Genomic DNA, 15954 nt, shown 5'->3' with positions numbered 1-15954 from the left:
AATGAGCCAAGACCAAGACATGATCGACCTTTTCGTCATCGGCGGCGGCATCAACGGCGCCGGCGTCGCCCGCGACGCCGCCGGCCGGGGCCTGAAGGTGGTGCTTTGCGAAAAGGACGACCTGGCGCAGGGCACCTCGTCGCGCTCGGGCAAGCTGGTGCATGGCGGGCTGCGCTACCTGGAATATTACGAGTTCCGCCTGGTGCGCGAGGCGCTGATCGAGCGCGAGGTGCTGATGGCCGCCGCTCCGCATATCATCTGGCCGATGCGCTTCGTGCTGCCGCATTCGCCGCAGGACCGGCCCGCCTGGCTGGTGCGGCTGGGGCTGTTCCTCTACGACCACCTGGGCGGGCGGCAGAAGCTGCCCGGCACCCGCACGCTGGACCTGCGCCGCGACCCCGAGGGCGCGCCGCTGCTGGATCGCTACGCCAAGGGCTTCGAATATTCGGATTGCTGGGTGGATGACGCCCGCCTCGTGGTGCTGAACGCCGTCGATGCCGCCGAGCGCGGCGCCGAGGTGCTGACCCGCAGCCCTTGCGTTTCGGCCCGGCGCGAGGACGGCGCCTGGACCGTGCAGACCCGCAGTGAGGCCACCGGCGCGCTGCGCAGCTTCCGCGCCCGCTGCGTGGTGAACTGCGCCGGGCCGTGGGTGTCGGAGGTGATCGGCCGGGTGGCGGGCTCGCAGTCCAGCCGCAACGTGCGGCTGGTCAAGGGCAGCCATATCATCGTGCCGAAATGGTGGGCGGGCGCCAATGCCTATCTGGTGCAGAACCACGACAAGCGGGTGATCTTCATCAACCCCTACGAAGGCGACAAGGCGCTGATTGGCACCACCGACATCGCCTATGAAGGCCGGGCCGAGGACGTCACGGCGGACGAATCCGAGATCGAATACCTCATCGCCGCCGTGAACCGCTATTTCAAGCAGAAGCTGCGGCGCGACGATGTGCTGCACAGCTTCTCGGGCGTGCGGCCGCTGTTCGACGACGGCAAGGGCAACCCCTCGGCGGTGACGCGGGACTATGTCTTCGACCTGGACGATACCGGCGGCGCGCCGCTGCTGAACGTGTTCGGCGGCAAGATCACCACCTTCCGCGAACTGGCCGAGCGCGGCATGCATCGCCTGCGCGAGGTATTCCCGGCCATGGGCCCGGACTGGACCGAAAGCGCGCCCTTGCCCGGCGGCGACATGGCCAACGCGGATTACGAAAGCTATGCGGAACTCCTGCGCGAGCTGAACCCCTGGATGCCGCGCCGGCTGCTGCATCACTATGGCCGGCTTTACGGCACCCGGACCCGGGACGTGGTGGCGGGGGCGCTGTCGCTTTCCGACCTGGGCCGGCATTTCGGCGGCACTCTCTACGAGGCCGAGGTGCGCTACCTGGTCGCCCGAGAATGGGCGCAAACGCCCGAGGACATCCTCTATCGCCGCACCAAGCATTACCTGCACCTGACCGAGGACCAGCGCCGCGCCTTTGCCGACTGGTTCGCCGGCTCGGACCTGGCCCAAGCCGCCTGAGGACACCATGGCCCTGACGCTGTCGCTGAACACCAATCCGCTGGTCAACCGCTTTGCCGAACCGGACGACCTGATCGACACCGTGGCGCGCGAGTTGCGGATCCGCGACCTGCAACTGACGCATGAGTTCATCAACCCGAGCTGGCCCGCCCCGGTGATCCGGCGCCTGACCCGCACCATGGGCGCGGCGCTGGCCCGCACCGGCGTGCGCGTCACCAGCGGCATGACCGGGCCCTATGGGCGGCTGAACCACTTCGGCCATCCCGACCGCGAGGTGCGGCGCTATTACATCGACTGGTTCAAGACCTTTGCCGACATCATCGGCGACTTGGGCGGGCAGTCGGTCGGCACGCAATTCGCCATCTTCACCTATCGCGACTATGACGACCCGGCGCGGCGCGAGGCGCTGATCCAGACCGCCATCGACGCCTGGACCGAGGTTGCGGACCACGCCAAGGCGGCGGGACTCGCCTATGTCTTCTGGGAACCGATGAGCGTGGGCCGCGAGTTCGGGGAAACCATCGACGCTTGCATGGCCTTGCAGGACCGGCTGACGGCGGCGAACATGGCGGTGCCGATGTGGATGATGGCCGACATCGACCACGGCGACGTGACCAGCCCCAACCCGGACGACACCGACCCCTATGCCTGGGCGCGGGCGGTGCCGCAGGTCAGCCCCATCATCCACATCAAGCAGTCGATGATGGACAAGTCCGGCCACCGGCCCTTTACCGCCGAATACAATGCCAGGGGCGCGATCCAGCCGGGACCGCTGCTCGCGGCCCTGGCCGAGGGCGGGGCGAAGGACAACGAGATCTGCCTGGAGCTGAGCTTCAAGGAACGCGAGCCGAACGACCGCCAGGTGATCGCGCAGATCGCCGAAAGCGTCGCCTTCTGGGCGCCGCATATCGACAGCGGCGCGGATAAGTTGAATATCTAGAACCGGATAGCAAAGGACGCCCGCGATGAGATGCCAGCCCCCCGCCTATTGGATCGCGTGATGGTCTCGCGCGGTGCGATGGACCCCGAACAAAGCCTCGCCATCCGCGCGGCCTGGCTGCATTATGCCGGCGGGCTGACCCAGGCGGCGGTGGCCAAGCGCCTGGGCGTGCCCTCGGTCAAGGCGCATCGGCTGATCGCGCGGGCGGTGGCCGAGGGCGTGGTCAAGGTCTCGATCGACGGCGAGATCGTCGAATGCGCCGCGCTCGAGGACCGGCTCTGCGCCCGCTACGCGCTGGATTACTGCGAGGTGGCGCCGGACCTGGGCGAGGAGGGATTGCCCTTGCGCGCCCTGGGCCTGGCCGGCGCCGGCTTCCTGCGCCGCGAGATCGAGCGCGGCGAGGATGCGGTGATCGGCCTCGGCCATGGCCGCACGCTGGCGGCGGCGGTGCAGCAATTGCCGCGTTTCGACGCGCATGGCGTGCGCTTCGTGTCGCTGCTGGGCGGCTTTACCCGGCATTACGCCACCAACCCGCATGACGTGATGTATGCCCTGGCGCAGAAGACCGGGGCGCAGGGCTATGTCCTGCCGGTGCCGTTCTTTGCCAATTCCGAGGCAGACCTGGCGGTGCTGCTGGCCCAGCCCGGGGTGCGCGAGCTGTTCGACCTGTCGAACGGCGCCGGCCTGAAGGTGGTGGGGGTCGGCACGGCGGATGCCGGGGCGCAGCTCGTCGCCTCGGGCATGATCGAGCCGCATGAGATCGCCGAGATCAACGCCGCCGGCGCAGAGGGCGAGATGCTGGGGCATTTCTTCGACGCGCAGGGCCGGGTGCTGGAAACCACGCTGAGCGCGCGCACGCTGTCGGTCAGCCTGGACGGCCCGGAAGGCAGCCGCATCGTGGCCATTGCCGGCGGCGCCGAGAAGGCCGGCGCGGTGCGGGCGGTGCTGCGAAGCGGCCGGCTTTCGGGGCTGATCACCGACGAGGCGACGGCGCGGCTGCTGGCGGCGTGAGACCTGTCCGAAAACGAGGGCGGGGCGAGCAGAGCTCGCCCCGGACGCTGCCGCTGGGCCGGGGGTGGCGCGGCTGGCGCCGCGCGCGCCCGGATCAGGCGGCGTAGCGTTTCGCCATCGCCGCCAGCGGCAGCGGGCGGATCTTCGAAGCATTGCCGGCGGTGCCGAAGGCTTCGAAGCGGGCCTTGCAGACCTCGGACATCATCGCCATGGCGGGCTTCAGATAGCCGCGCGGGTCGAATTCGGCCGGCTCTTCGCTGAGCTTCTTGCGGATCGCGGCGGTCATCGCCAGCCGGTTGTCGGTGTCGATGTTGACCTTGCGCACGCCCGACTTGATGCCGCGCTGGATCTCTTCGACCGGCACGCCCCAGGTCGGCTTGATGTCGCCGCCATAGGCATTGATGACCTGCTGCAGGTCCTCGGGCACCGAACTGGAGCCATGCATGACCAGATGCGTGTTCGGCAGGCGGCGGTGGATCTCCTCGATCACATGCATGGCGAGGATCGCGCCGTCCGGCTTGCGGGTGAACTTGTAGGCGCCGTGGCTGGTGCCCATGGCGATGGCCAAGGCATCGACCTGAGTGTCGTTCACGAAGCGCACCGCCTCGTCGGGGTCGGTCAGCAGCTGGTCTTCGGACAGCCGGCCCTCGGCGCCGTGCCCGTCCTCCTGGTCGCCCATGCCGGTTTCCAGGCTGCCGAGCACGCCCAGCTCGCCCTCGACCGAGACGCCGCAGGCATGGGCCATCTCGACCACGCGGGCGGTGATGTCGCGGTTATAGGCGTAATCGGCGGGCGTCTTGCCGTCGGCCTGCAGCGAGCCGTCCATCATCACGCTGGTGAAGCCGTTCTGGATCGCCGTGGCGCAGGTCGCAAGCCCGTTGCCGTGGTCCAGGTGCATGCACAGCGGAATGTCCGGAAAGGCGCGCGACAGGCCCTGGATCAGCCCGGCCAGCACGGCGTCGTTGGCATAGGCGCGCGCGCCGCGGCTGGCTTGCAGGATCACCGGGCTGTCGGTCGCCGCGGCGGCGTTCATCACCGCGAGCCCCTGCTCCATGTTGTTGATGTTGAAGGCGGGAACGGCATAGCCGTTCTCGGCCGCATGGTCGAGAAGCTGGCGCAGCGTGATCATGGCCATGGGCTGTTATCCTTTGCTGATGGCGAGATGGGACAGGATGGTTTCGACTTCCTCGCGGGCGCCGAAGAACAGCGGCACCATCTCGTGCAGCCCCTGCGGCTGGCGGTCGAGGATCGGCTGGCACCCGTCCGAGGCGATGCCGCCGGCCTGCTCGACCAGGAAGGCGATCGGGCAGCATTCATAGATCAGCCGCAGCCGGCCGTTCTCATAGCCCGGGCGGCGGTCGGCGGGATAGAGGAAGGCGCCGCCCTTCAGCAGGATGCGGTGCAATTCGCCGACGGCGGCGGCGAGCCAGCGCATGTTGAAGTCGCGCCCGCGCGGGCCGTCCTTGCCTTGGCGCAGGTCCTGCACCCAGGCTTGCAGGCCCGGCGACCAGTGGCGTTCGTTCGAGGCGTTATAGGCGATGGTCGAGGCGGTGGGTTTCAGCTGCACGCGCTCGCGGGTCAGGCGGAACAGGCCCGCCTCGGCGTCGAAGCCGGCGACATGGGCGCCGTCGCCCAGCGACCAGCCGAAATCCAGCGAATGGCCGAAACTGGCGTAGCCGGCGCCGACCACGGCCCGGCCCTTGCGCAGGAAGCCCTCGGGCGCGGCGGGCAGGATGGAATAGAGCATGCCCAGCGGCGCGCCGATGCCGATGCTGCCCGAGCCGTCGATCGGGTCCATCGCCACGTCCCAGGCGCCGCCCGGGTTCAGGGTGACGACCTCCTCGGCCTCCTCGGAGAGCACCCGGCCGACGTCGGCGGCGGCCAGTGCATTGAGCATGTGGTGATGGGCGGCGACATCCAGCGCCTTCTGCTTGTCGCCGCTGTCATTGGTGCCGACCACGGCCTCGGGGTCGCCATGCAGCCGGCCGGCGGCAAGCCGCGCGGCCAGCGCCGGCTGGGCCTGGGCAATCGCCAGGGTGATGGCGGCGGGGCCGTCGCCCACCAGCACGTCGGAAAGCGGGCGGCCGGTGGCGGGGCCGTCGTTCGGCAGTTTCAGCATGGCGGGCCTTTGGCTTTGCGGGCAGACTCAGCCGGCCTTGTTGTATTTCGCGTCCACTTCGTCAATGGCGCAGACATTGCCGGCCGAGCGGCCGTTCGGGTCGAAGTTCATCGTCTCGGCCAGCCAGGCGTCGGCGATGGCCTTGGCGAGCTCGGTGCCGATGACGCGGGCGCCCATGGTGATGATCTGGGCGTTGTTCGACAGCGCGGCGCGTGTCGCCGAATAGGTGTCATGGGTCAGGGCCGCGCGAATGCCCGGCACCTTGTTCGCGGCGATGCAGACGCCGATGCCGGTGCCGCAGACCAGGATAGCGCGGTCATAGGTGCCGGCCGCGACCTCGCTCGCCACCCGGTCCGAGAGGTTGGCGTAGAACGCATCCGCGCCCGCGTCGGTGCGCGAGATTTCCGAGACCTCGTGTCTGTCCTTCAGGTGGTCGGCCAGCAGTTTGGCCAGACCTTCACCCGCGCTGTCGCCTGCGATTGCCAGTTTCATTTCACGTCTCCCATGGTTGCGGCGCAGCGCGCCAGGATGTCCAGATAGCCCTCGACGTTCCAAGCCGAGCGGCCGATGAAGAGCCCGTCGATATGCGGGCAGGCGATCAGCTCCTGGCAATTGCCGGGGTTGACCGAGCCGCCGTAGAGGCAGGGGATGCGGCGCGACAGCACGTCCTGCGCCACCGCGATGATCTCGGCCTGGCGCGCGTCGGCATAGTCCGAGGTCGCGGGGATGCCGTTCACGCCGATGGCCCAGACCGGCTCATAGGCCAGCAGGATCGGCGCCGATTTCTGCTCGGCCGAGAGCTTGGCCAGCGCGCCGCGCACCTGGGTCTCCAGCACTTGGCGGGCGCGGCCGGATTCGCGTTCGGCCAGGGTCTCGCCAATGCAGATCAGCGGGATCAGCCCGTGGCGCACGGCGGCCTCGGTCTTGAGACCCACGGTCTCGTCCGTTTCGCCGAAATGCTCGCGGCGCTCGCTGTGCCCCAGTTCGACGATGTCGAGATTGCAGTCGCGCAGCATCAGGGGCGAGATCTCGCCGGTCCAGGCGCCCGCGTCGGCCCAATGCATGTTCTGCGCGCCGACCTTGACCGAGGTGTCGGCCAGCAGCGCCTTGACCTCGCGCACGGCGGTGAAGGGTGGGATCACGAAGCGCTGGATGCGCGGGTCGCGGCCGGCATCGGCGGCGGCCAGCCCCTCGGCAAAACCGCGGGCCTCGGCCAGGGTCTTGTTCATCTTCCAGCTGGTGCCGATCCAGAATTCGGTCATGTCGTCGTCCTAACGGTCAGAATGCTTGGCAATGGTCAGGGGGATGCCGGCGCGGTCCAGCGCGGCGCGATCCTCGGGCGCGGGGGCGGCATCGGTGATGATGGCGTCGAATTCCGCCAGGTCGGCCAGGCTGTGCAGCGCGGTCTGGCCGAAGCGGCGGTGGTTGACCAGCAGCACGCTGCGCTCGGCCGCGGCCATCATGGCGCGCTTGGCCCGGATCACCGCATCGTCCATGTGAAAGGCCTGCAAGCCGCTGACCGCCGGGGCCGAGATGAAGGCCAGGTCGGCCCGCAGCCGCGCCAGCGCGTTTTCGGTCAGCTGGCCGAAATAGGCGTTGAACTTGGCGCTGAACACGCCGCCAAGCGCGATCAGCGTGATGCGCGAGACCTCCTTCAGCGGCTCGATCACCGCGGCGTTGTTGGTGATGACGGTCAGCGGCGCCTTCTCGACCAGCTGCGCGCCCAGGAGCGCCGCCATCGAGCCGTCGTTGACCATGACGCTCATCCCCGGCTCGACCAGCTCCAGCGCGGCACGGGCCATGCGGGCCTTGGCCTCGTTGTCCTGCAATTCGCGGATGCGGAAATCGCTTTCGAACTGCTTGCCGGCCTCGATGGTGGCGCCGCCGCGCACCTTGCGCAAGAGCCCCGCCTGTTCCAGGTCGTCCAGATCGCGGTGGATGGTCATCTTCGAGACCGCGAAACGCTCGGCCAGATCATCAAGCTCGACGGCACGCGCCGCGACCAGCAGATCCATGATGGCTTGCCTGCGTTCCTCGCGCTTCACGACATCCCTCCTTGGGCGGGAATCGCCCGGCCCGATACCTTTCTAACAATCCGCTGCGCAATTTCAACATGAATTTTGTGATGTTGTGATTTAACGTTGTTATTTTGCCGTGGCGCGTGTATGGGATTGCGTCAAAAGGAGGACCGATCATGCCTTTAGATTCGCCCAAGGACCCCGCGATCGCGGCGAAGGCCGCGCTTGATCCGCAGAACTTCGCTTTGGCGAACTGCATCCGCGCGCTCAGCATCGACGCGGTGAACGCGGCCAATTCCGGCCATCCCGGCGCGCCGATGGGCATGGCCGATGCCGCCGCGGTGCTGTTCGGCAAGCACCTGAAATTCGACGCGAAACACCCCGACTGGCCGGATCGCGACCGCTTCGTGCTGTCGAACGGCCATGCCTCGATGCTGCTCTACAGCCTGCTGCACCTGACCGGCTACGAGGACATGACCATCGAGCAGATCCGCAATTTCCGGCAATGGGGCGCGATCACGGCGGGTCATCCGGAATACGGCCATGCCAAGGGGATCGAGACCACCACCGGCCCGCTGGGGCAGGGGCTGGCCACCGCCGTCGGCATGGCCTTGGCCGAACGCCGGCTGGCCGCCGAGTTCGGAGCCGACCTGGTCGATCATCACACCTATGTCTTCGTCGGCGACGGCTGCCTGCAAGAGGGCATCGGGCAGGAGGCCGCCAGCCTGGCCGGCCACCTGGGCCTGGGCAAGATGGTCGTGCTCTATGACGACAACAGCATCACCATCGACGGGCCGACCTCGGTCAGCTTCTCGGAAAACATCCCGGCGCGGTTCGAGGCGATGGGCTGGCATGTGCAGTCCTGCGACGGCCATGACGGCCGCGCGCTCGACGCCGCCATCACCGCCGCCAAGGCGGAAACCGGCAAACCCTCGCTGATCGCCATGAAGACGGTGATCGGCTTCGGTTCGCCCAACAAGGCCGGCAGCTACGCGGTCCACGGCTCGCCCCTGGGCAAGGACGAGGCGGCGCTGACCAAGGAGGCCATCGGCTGGTCGGCCGAACCCTTCACCATCCCCGAGGATCTGGCCGCTGAATGGCGCGCCATCGGCACGCGCGGCGCGCAGGCCCGCGCCGACTGGGAAGCGCGCCTGGCCGCGAAGCCGGCCGAGACCCGGGCCGAGTTCGACCGCCGCCAGGCCGGCACCTTGCCCGGCGACTATGAGCCGACCCTGCAGGACGCCCGTGCCCGGCTTTTCGCCGCGCCGAAGAAGGCCGCGACCCGCAAGGCCAGCCAGATGGCGCTGGAGGCGCTGGCCCCGGCGCTGCCCGAGATGATCGGGGGTTCCGCCGACCTGACCGGCTCGAACCTGACCCGGGTGCCGGCGGTGGACAGCCAGTATTCGCGCGAGGCGGCGGGCCGCTACATCGGCTATGGCGTGCGCGAATTCGGCATGGCCGCGGCGATGAACGGCATCAACCTGCATGGCGGCTTCATCGCCTATGGCGGGACGTTCCTGGTGTTTTCCGACTATGCCAGGAACGCCATCCGGCTGTCGGCGCTGATGGGGGTGGGCACGATCTATGTCATGACCCATGACAGCATCGGGCTGGGCGAGGACGGCCCGACGCACCAGCCGGTCGAGCACCTGGCGTCCTTGCGCGCCATCCCGAACCTGACCGTGCTGCGCCCGGCCGACACGGTCGAGACGCTGGAGGCCTGGGACATCGCCATCCGCAACCGCCATGTGCCCTCGCTCTTGGCGCTGTCGCGGCAGGACGTGCCGCAGCTGCGGCTGGAGGCGGGGAGCGAGAACCTGACTGCCAAAGGCGCCTATGTGCTGCGCCAGTTCGGGGAAGGCCGCGACGTGACGCTGATCGCCACCGGCACCGAGGTGGCGCTGGCCGTCGAGGCGGCGCAGGCGCTGCATGCGGACGGGCTGTCGGTCGCCGTGGTCTCGATGCCTTCGTGGGAGCTGTTCGACGCCCAGTCTGATGCCTATCGCAAGGCGACGCTGGGTGACGCGCCCCGCATCGCGGTCGAGGCGGCGGGCAAGTTCGGCTGGACCCGCTATGTCGCCTCCGAGGAGGACGTGATCGGCATGACCGGCTTCGGCGCCTCGGCTCCGATCGACCGGCTCTACCAGGAGTTCGGCATCACGAAAGACGCCATCGTCGCACGGGCGAAAACGCTCGCCGGCAAGTGACGGCTGCCGCGCCCGGAGCCGATCCGGGCGCGGTCACCCGCCGATGGGGTCGGGCCAGTCGCTGATCCGCCGGGCGGTGAAGCGTTCGCGCAGCCAGCGCGCCGCCGGGCCGCTGGGGCGCTGCTTGTGCCAGACCAGCTCCAGCGCCACCGGCCAGTCGGCGCCGTCGAAGCGCAGCGGCGGAATCGCCAGATCCTCGCGCACCGTCGATTCGCGGATGATGTGATCGGGCACCAGCGCCCAGCCGATGCCGCGGCGCACCAGCTGCAGGATCACCCAGTGGCTTTCGACCCACCAGACCTCGGCGGCGGTGCGCAGCCGCTGCTTTTCCGGCCCCTCGCTGCGCACGGCGACCATCAACTGGCGGTGGCGCTTCAGGTCTTCCCATTCGACCACGCCCTCGGCCAGCGGATGGTCCTTGCCGCAGACCAGCTGCAAGGGCACCCAGCCCAGGGTGTGAAAGCCGATCTCGGGCGGCAGAACCTCTTGCCGCCACATCACGCCGATGTCGGCCTTGCCGTCCAGCACCAGGCGGCTGACGTCCTCCATCATCGGAAACAGCAGCTCCAGCTCGACATGCGGGAAATGTGCGGCGAATTCGGCCAGAAGTTCGGCCTGCACCGCCTCGGGGTAGAGCTCGTCGATGGCGACGACCAGGCGGCTCTCGACATGGGCCTCGAAGCTGGCGGCGACGCCGATCAGATGCGCGCGCCGGTCCAGCACCACCCGCGCCTCGCGCAGCAGCCGGTCGCCGGCGGGCGTCAGCACCGGATGCCGGCCCTCGCGGCGGAAGAGCATCACGCCAAGATCGGTTTCCAGGTTCGCGACCTGGGTGCTGATGGCCGACTGCGCCTTGCGCAAGGCCCGGCCGGCGGCCGAGAACGAGCCATGCTCGGCGCTTGCGACAAAGGCTTCCAGCTGTTCCAGCGATACGGTCATCGGCCTATCTGATTTTCAGATGGATGCTAACTTTCGCTCTGGCAGAATCAAGATAGAAAGCGGGCAACGACGGATAAAGGAAGCCGGAAATGACCATGCGCACATTCCCCGACCGGGTGCGGCACGCGCTGATGTTCGAAACCATCGGCCTCGCGATCATCACGCCGGCGGCAGCCTGGCTTTACGACAAGCCGATGCTCGACATGGGCGTGGTGGGCGTCGGCGCCGCCACCCTGGCGACGGTCTGGACCTTCGTCTTCAACCTGGGCTTCGACCATGCGCTGCGCTGGCTGAAGGGCGATGCGAGCAAGGCGCTGCGCCACCGGCTGCTGCATACGGTGCTGTTCGAATTCGGCCTTCTGGTGATGCTGCTGCCGCCGATGGCCTGGTATCTGGGCATGACGCTGTGGCAGACCTTCCTGCTGGACCTGTTCATCGTCGCCTTCTACCTGGTCTATAATTTCCTGTTCAACATCGCCTATGACCGGCTGTTCCCGCTGCCGGCGGCGCGACCGCGGACGGCCGTGGCCTAGCCGGGGTCGGCGGCGATCTCGTCCAGCAGGAAGGCGCGGAACTTGCGAATCGCCGGGCGGTTGCGGCGGCCCTTGGGATAGACCAGCCAGAACTTGCGCCCGCTGCGTGACAGCAGCGGAAACGGCTGGATCAGGCTGCCGGTCGCCAGTTCGAAGCGGAAGAAGCGCGGCGTCAGCAGCGCCACGCCATAGCCCTCCAGCGCCGCCCGCGCCTCGTGCAGGTCGGTCGACAGCGTCAGCCCGGGGCGCGGCGCGGTTTCCCAGAAATCCACGCCCGCCGTGCGCATCCACAGCGCCCAGTTCGGATCGACCCGGTCCAGCAGCGGCAGCTTCAGCAGGTCCGCGGGGCTGTTCAGCGCATGCTTGCGCGCCAGGGCCGGCGACAGCATCGGCGTGTATTCGATCGGCATCAGCTCATGCACTTCCAGGCCCGGCCAGTCGCCGTCCCCGGCCCGGATGGCGACGGTGATGTCCTCGCGCCCGAAATCGACCAGGTTGTCGCTGGTCTCCAGCCGCACGGCCAGGTTCGGGTGGTTCATCTGGAACTTGCCCAGCCGCGGCGACAGCCAGGCCCCGGCAAAGGTCGGCACGGTCGAGATCGACAGCGTCGAGACCCCATCCGCCGACGGGTCGGCATAGGTCTCGCGCAGCATGTCGAAGGCGTCGATGGTCGGTCGGGCGAACAGCGCCCCGGTCTCGGTCAGCACGATGCCGCGCGGCTTGCGCAGGAACAGCGGCGTGCCCAGCCGTTCCTCGAGCAGCCGGATCTGATAGCTGACCGCGGCCTGGGTCATGCCCAGATCCTCGGCCGCGCGGGTGAAGCTCAGATGCCGCGCCACGGCCTCGAAGGCGCGCAGGGCGGCGAGCGGGGGCAGTGCCATAAGTCCACCTTATGCGGGCTTGCCGAGGCTTTGTTGGTCATTCGCGGCGCAGGGTAGCATTGTCGTTGCGTGGATCAAGCACGAGCATCGCAAGGAGGCTGAAATGTCCCACGATCTTGCAAATCCCCGCCCGCAAGGCTGGCTGGGCCGGCGCCTGTTCCGGCTGTTCGGCCTGGAGCCTCGGGATAAGCAGGGCCTATCGCTGTGCCGTGATCGCATGGCGGCGCTGGACGATCCCCGGACCCGGCGCGCCATCGCCGACCTGCCGTCGCATCTGCTGCGCGACATCGGCGTGGTCGAATTGCGTCCCGGCGATACCGCCGTCGAGGGCGAGGCGCTGCGCCGCCACCTATGGTAGGGGTCAGTCCCCCGGCTCGGCCAGCGCCACGACCTCGGCATGGCTCAGCCCCAGCCGGCGGCGCAACCCGTCGCGAAAGGCGCGGCGCATGATGCGCCGGTAATGCGCCGCGTCCGGGCCGTAATGCCGGGCGCGGCGGTGCCATTTCAGCGCCAGCAGCGGCAGCAGCGGCCAGAACCACGGCCCCGCCGCCACCCGATAGGCCAGGAGCGTATTGCGGTGGATGTAATAGACCTTCCACAGCGGCCGCAGCACCATATGCCCGCCGGTATGCACCGCGCCGGTGTCATGTTCGAAGCGCAGCTCGGGCAGGAAACCGATGCGCAGGCCCTTGCGCCGCATCTCCAGCGTATAGAGCTGGTCGTCGCCATAGATGAACAGCCGCTCGTCCGGATAGCCGACCTGCGAGAAGCAGCCGCGCGACAGGAACAGGCCGACGAAGGAACTCATGTCGATCTCGACCGGCTCGGCCTCGGCGCCATAGCTGCTGTCGTCGATGTAGAAGCCGCCGCGCCCGCCGGTCAGGGTGCGCAGGAACTCGGGCAGGCGCCAGAACGGGTTGCGATAGGGGCGGTTCATCTCGCAGACCTGACCCCCGGGCGTCAGCACGGCGGCGCCGAGCGCGTCCCAGCCGTCCAGCGGCAGGGCCCGGAACTGCGCGATGGTGCCGGGAAACGGCCGGCCGTCGTCGTCCATCACCACGATCCAGTCCGGGTCGAGCCCGTCCACCAGATGGCGCATGCCGCGCGCGAAACCGCCGGCGCCGCCGAGATTGTCCATGCTGCGCATATGCGTAAGCCGGTCATCCTCGATGGTTTCGAGGTAATCCGAGGTGCCGTCCGTCGAGGCATTGTCGAAGACCAGCACATGGTCCAGATCCTCGGCCAGCAGCCGGCCGACCGTCACCCGCAGCTTGTCCAGCCGGTTGTGCGTCACCACCAGCGCGGCGATGCGCTGGCGACGGCTCTCCGGCTGGTCTGGGATCGGGCGCATCGGCGGGTCAATCGTCATGGGGCGCCGCCTGCCTAGCGGATCGCGGCCCCTGCGACAAGCGCCGGGCCGCCGGGCGTGCGCAAGGATTTTCTTGCAATCGGACGCGATTTCCGCCATTGCTGAGGCGTTCACGCGAAAACGTGAACGCAGTTTGATGTCCGGGCCCCTCTGGCGGACGTGGCGGCACGTTCGTGATGTCGGCATCGATCAGTGACCAGCCGCCTGGAATTTTTCAAAATGACGCAGGGAAGCAATCCTCTTTCGGGGAGCGGCATCGGTGACGGGGCGCGTCGCCCGACCGTGCAATATTTCACGTGGGCCTTCATCGTCACCGTGCTGGGACTGGCGCTTGGCGCCTTCCTGGGCTGGCAGACCACCGGCACGGTCGGCGGCACGCTGTCGGTGTTCTTCATCTGCGCCGTGCTTGCGGTGCTGGAGATCTCGCTGTCCTTCGACAACGCCATCGTCAACGCCAACAAGCTCAAGGACATGACGCCGGTCTGGCAGCGCCGCTTCCTGACCTGGGGCATCGTCATCGCCGTCTTCGGCATGCGTATCGTCTTCCCGCTGCTGATCGTGGTGATCGCGGCCAAGATCGGGCCTTGGCAAGCCATGGTGCTGGCCGCCAGCCAGCCGGACGAATATTCGCGCATCATGCATGACGCGCATCTGCCCATCGCGGCCTTCGGCGGCACCTTCCTGATGATGGTGGGCCTGTCCTTCTTCTTCGACCACGAAAAGGACGTGCATTGGGTCAAGTGGCTCGAGGACCGCATGTCGCGCTATGCCACCATCCGCGGCATCGAGGTCGCCATCGTCCTGGTGACGGTGCTGATCTTCTCGCGCTTCCTGGAAGGGGCGGAATCGCAGGTCTTCTTCAGCTCGGCGATCTGGGGCCTGCTGACCTTCCTGCTGGTCGAGGTGCTGGGCGGGCTTCTGGACAGCAGCCAGCAGACCTTGCAGGCCGGCGCCAAGGGCGGGCTGGGCGCGTTCCTGTATCTCGAGGTGCTCGACGCCTCCTTCAGCTTCGACGGCGTGATCGGCGCCTTTGCGCTGACGCATAACCTCTTCGTCATCGCCATCGGCCTGGGCATCGGCGCCATGTATGTGCGCTCGATGACCATCATGCTGGTCGAGCGCGGCACGCTGGCCGAATACCGCTTCCTGGAGCATGGCGCCTTCTATGCCATCATCGCGCTGTCGGTCATCATGTTCGTGCAGCCGCTGGTGCATATCCCCGAGGTCGTCACCGGCCTGGGCGGCGCGACGCTGATCGGCATCTCGCTCTGGTCTTCGATCCGCTGGAACCGTCACAACCACGAGGCGTAAGCCCTTTGCCATGACGGACGGCCGCTGCCCGCAGGGGCGGCGGCCTTTTTGCTGCGCGGGATTCCTGCTAGGATCGCCGGGAAAAGAAAGGTCGTTCCTTGCGTTATCTCGTTGCCGTCGTTGCCGCCGCCGTGCTGCTTGCGCTGATCTGGCTCGCCGCCGCTTGGTGGCGGGCGAAAACCCCCGATAGCGGCGCCGATGTGCAGGCGCTGTATCAGGCGCCCCGCGCGCTGCCGCAAGGGCCGCTGCGGGTCTATCACTTGGGCCACAGCCTGGTCGGGCGCGACATGCCGGCGATGCTGGCGCAGATGGCCGGGCACGACTATGCACTGCAACTGGGCTGGGGCGCGGCGCTGAGCGAGCATTGGCGCGGCCCCGATGCGGTCAACGGCTATGCCCAGGAAAACGCCACGCCCCGCCACCGCGTGGCGCATGAGGCGCTGAAAAGCGGCCGCTACGATGCGTTCGTCATGACCGAGATGGTGCGGCTGAAAGATGCCATCGCCTATAAGGACAGCCGCAAGGCGGTGGCGGATTGGGCGGCCGAGGCAGCCGCCGGCAACCCGCAGGGCCAGATCTTCCTGTACGAAAGCTGGCACGCGCTGGACGACCCCGAGGATTGGCTGGCCCGCCTGCCGCGGGATCTGGAGACCCTGTGGCAGCCCGACCTGCTGTGGCCCGCCGCCCGCGCCGCCGGCAAGCCGGTCTGGCTGATCCCGGCCGGGCAGGTGCTGCATGCCGTGGTGGCCGAGGCCGAGGCGCAGGGCATCGCCGAGCTGACCGCGCGCGAGCAGCTGTTTGCCCGCAACCCCGACGGCTCGCTGGACACGATCCATCCGAACGACCTCGGCCTTTATATCGTCGCGCTGACGCATTACGCGGTGCTTTACGGCCGCAGCCCGGTCGGCCTGCCCAACCAGCTGGACAAGGCGGACGGCACGCCGGCCGCGGCGCCCTCGCTGGAACTGGCGCGGCGCCTGCAAGAGATCGTCTGGCAGGTAGTGCGTGACCAGCCGCTGACCGGCATTCCGCGCTAGATCAGAAGACTGAATTCCGGATTTCTTGAAAACATTCCCGTTGCACTCGCCGGCGATTTTGCCTCTTTGG

General features: G+C 68.1%; 16 protein-coding genes. 8 read left to right on the top strand and 8 right to left on the bottom strand.

Annotation, left to right across the window (positions count from 1 at the left end; translation table 11 throughout):
* Window position 1 precedes the first annotated feature (1 nt).
* From ASV56_RS12800 to ASV56_RS12790, 3 genes are read left to right on the top strand one after another with little or no spacing between them, the layout of a single operon-like run.
* On the top strand, window positions 2-1519 hold the full coding sequence (locus tag ASV56_RS12800) for a glycerol-3-phosphate dehydrogenase (RefSeq protein WP_062562473.1): 1518 nt from the start codon (window positions 2-4) through the stop codon (window positions 1517-1519).
* A gap of 7 nt (window positions 1520-1526) precedes the next feature.
* Window positions 1527-2459: a sugar phosphate isomerase/epimerase family protein gene (locus tag ASV56_RS12795; protein ID WP_062562472.1), complete on the top strand. Its 933-nt coding sequence runs from the start codon at window positions 1527-1529 to the stop codon at window positions 2457-2459.
* A gap of 60 nt (window positions 2460-2519) precedes the next feature.
* Window positions 2520-3470: a sugar-binding transcriptional regulator gene (locus ASV56_RS12790; RefSeq protein WP_082724906.1), complete on the top strand. Its 951-nt coding sequence runs from the start codon at window positions 2520-2522 to the stop codon at window positions 3468-3470.
* Window positions 3471-3564: 94 nt separating this feature from the next.
* Here ASV56_RS12790 and fba read toward each other — a convergent pair whose 3' ends face one another.
* Genes fba through ASV56_RS12765 form a run of 5 tightly spaced genes read right to left on the bottom strand, consistent with a single transcriptional unit; the run spans window position 3565 to window position 7634 of the window.
* Window positions 3565-4605 carry a class II fructose-bisphosphate aldolase gene (gene fba, locus ASV56_RS12785; RefSeq protein ID WP_062562471.1) on the bottom strand — a complete coding sequence of 347 codons (1041 nt, stop codon included), beginning with the start codon at window positions 4603-4605 and terminating at the stop codon, window positions 3565-3567.
* A gap of 6 nt (window positions 4606-4611) precedes the next feature.
* Window positions 4612-5589, bottom strand: a complete 978-nt coding sequence (locus tag ASV56_RS12780) for a class 1 fructose-bisphosphatase (RefSeq protein WP_062562470.1) — start codon at window positions 5587-5589, stop codon at window positions 4612-4614.
* Between the two features lie 27 nt (window positions 5590-5616).
* Window positions 5617-6081: a D-erythrulose-4-phosphate isomerase gene (derI, locus tag ASV56_RS12775; protein WP_062562469.1), complete on the bottom strand. Its 465-nt coding sequence runs from the start codon at window positions 6079-6081 to the stop codon at window positions 5617-5619.
* Window positions 6078-6851 (bottom strand): triose-phosphate isomerase, encoded by a 774-nt coding sequence (locus ASV56_RS12770; protein ID WP_062562468.1) that lies wholly within the window; start codon window positions 6849-6851, stop codon window positions 6078-6080. The genes derI and ASV56_RS12770 overlap by 4 nt, the downstream gene beginning before the upstream one ends.
* Before the next feature lie 9 nt (window positions 6852-6860).
* Window positions 6861-7634, bottom strand: coding sequence for a DeoR/GlpR family DNA-binding transcription regulator (locus ASV56_RS12765; RefSeq protein WP_062562467.1), 774 nt, complete (start codon window positions 7632-7634; stop codon window positions 6861-6863).
* 149 nt (window positions 7635-7783) lie between these two features.
* Here ASV56_RS12765 and tkt point away from each other — a divergent pair, with 149 nt between their 5' ends.
* The gene (gene tkt, locus ASV56_RS12760) at window positions 7784-9814 is read left to right on the top strand and encodes a transketolase (RefSeq protein WP_082724825.1); all 2031 of its coding nucleotides are present in this window, start codon (window positions 7784-7786) and stop codon (window positions 9812-9814) included.
* Between the two features lie 33 nt (window positions 9815-9847).
* On the opposite strand, the gene ASV56_RS12755 is transcribed toward tkt, so the two are convergent.
* The gene (locus ASV56_RS12755) at window positions 9848-10753 is read right to left on the bottom strand and encodes a LysR family transcriptional regulator (protein ID WP_062562466.1); all 906 of its coding nucleotides are present in this window, start codon (window positions 10751-10753) and stop codon (window positions 9848-9850) included.
* Between the two features lie 89 nt (window positions 10754-10842).
* Between ASV56_RS12755 and ASV56_RS12750 the strand changes: the two genes are divergently transcribed.
* Window positions 10843-11286, top strand: coding sequence for a PACE efflux transporter (locus ASV56_RS12750; RefSeq protein WP_062562465.1), 444 nt, complete (start codon window positions 10843-10845; stop codon window positions 11284-11286).
* On the opposite strand, the gene ASV56_RS12745 is transcribed toward ASV56_RS12750, so the two are convergent.
* The gene (locus ASV56_RS12745) at window positions 11283-12167 is read right to left on the bottom strand and encodes a LysR substrate-binding domain-containing protein (protein ID WP_062562464.1); all 885 of its coding nucleotides are present in this window, start codon (window positions 12165-12167) and stop codon (window positions 11283-11285) included. The two genes, ASV56_RS12750 and ASV56_RS12745, sit on opposite strands and share 4 nt — an antisense overlap.
* Window positions 12168-12270: 103 nt before the next feature.
* On the opposite strand from ASV56_RS12745, the gene ASV56_RS12740 reads away from it, so the two are divergent.
* Window positions 12271-12525 (top strand): hypothetical protein, encoded by a 255-nt coding sequence (locus ASV56_RS12740; RefSeq protein ID WP_062562463.1) that lies wholly within the window; start codon window positions 12271-12273, stop codon window positions 12523-12525.
* Between the two features lie 3 nt (window positions 12526-12528).
* Here ASV56_RS12740 and ASV56_RS12735 read toward each other — a convergent pair whose 3' ends face one another.
* Window positions 12529-13536, bottom strand: coding sequence for a glycosyltransferase (locus tag ASV56_RS12735; RefSeq protein ID WP_062562462.1), 1008 nt, complete (start codon window positions 13534-13536; stop codon window positions 12529-12531).
* 219 nt (window positions 13537-13755) lie between these two features.
* Between ASV56_RS12735 and ASV56_RS12730 the strand changes: the two genes are divergently transcribed.
* Both ASV56_RS12730 and ASV56_RS12725 read left to right on the top strand, forming a co-directional pair.
* Entirely contained in the window at window positions 13756-14847 is a 1092-nt protein-coding gene (locus ASV56_RS12730) for a DUF475 domain-containing protein (protein ID WP_062563307.1), read from the top strand.
* 98 nt (window positions 14848-14945) lie between these two features.
* A complete protein-coding gene (locus ASV56_RS12725; RefSeq protein ID WP_062562461.1) occupies window positions 14946-15884 on the top strand; it encodes a hypothetical protein in 939 nt (312 codons plus the stop codon).
* The last annotated feature ends 70 nt before the right edge of the window (window positions 15885-15954 follow it).

Source organism: Paracoccus aminovorans, assembly GCF_001546115.1.
Classification (GTDB): domain Bacteria; phylum Pseudomonadota; class Alphaproteobacteria; order Rhodobacterales; family Rhodobacteraceae; genus Paracoccus; species Paracoccus aminovorans_B.
This window is presented reverse-complemented; position numbering and strand designations above follow the sequence as displayed.

Coding starts and splice junctions, on each gene's coding strand:
- ASV56_RS12750 (WP_062562465.1), top strand. CDS start 10,843: ATGACCATGCGCACATTCCCCGACCGGGTGCGGCACGCGCTGATGTTC.
- ASV56_RS12755 (WP_062562466.1), bottom strand. CDS start 10,753: ATGACCGTATCGCTGGAACAGCTGGAAGCCTTTGTCGCAAGCGCCGAG.
- derI (WP_062562469.1), bottom strand. CDS start 6,081: ATGAAACTGGCAATCGCAGGCGACAGCGCGGGTGAAGGTCTGGCCAAA.
- ASV56_RS12730 (WP_062563307.1), top strand. CDS start 13,756: ATGACGCAGGGAAGCAATCCTCTTTCGGGGAGCGGCATCGGTGACGGG.
- ASV56_RS12780 (WP_062562470.1), bottom strand. CDS start 5,589: ATGCTGAAACTGCCGAACGACGGCCCCGCCACCGGCCGCCCGCTTTCC.
- ASV56_RS12740 (WP_062562463.1), top strand. CDS start 12,271: ATGTCCCACGATCTTGCAAATCCCCGCCCGCAAGGCTGGCTGGGCCGG.
- ASV56_RS12800 (WP_062562473.1), top strand. CDS start 2: ATGAGCCAAGACCAAGACATGATCGACCTTTTCGTCATCGGCGGCGGC.
- ASV56_RS12770 (WP_062562468.1), bottom strand. CDS start 6,851: ATGACCGAATTCTGGATCGGCACCAGCTGGAAGATGAACAAGACCCTG.
- ASV56_RS12735 (WP_062562462.1), bottom strand. CDS start 13,536: ATGACGATTGACCCGCCGATGCGCCCGATCCCAGACCAGCCGGAGAGC.
- ASV56_RS12790 (WP_082724906.1), top strand. CDS start 2,520: ATGGTCTCGCGCGGTGCGATGGACCCCGAACAAAGCCTCGCCATCCGC.
- ASV56_RS12745 (WP_062562464.1), bottom strand. CDS start 12,167: ATGGCACTGCCCCCGCTCGCCGCCCTGCGCGCCTTCGAGGCCGTGGCG.
- tkt (WP_082724825.1), top strand. CDS start 7,784: ATGCCTTTAGATTCGCCCAAGGACCCCGCGATCGCGGCGAAGGCCGCG.
- ASV56_RS12795 (WP_062562472.1), top strand. CDS start 1,527: ATGGCCCTGACGCTGTCGCTGAACACCAATCCGCTGGTCAACCGCTTT.
- fba (WP_062562471.1), bottom strand. CDS start 4,605: ATGGCCATGATCACGCTGCGCCAGCTTCTCGACCATGCGGCCGAGAAC.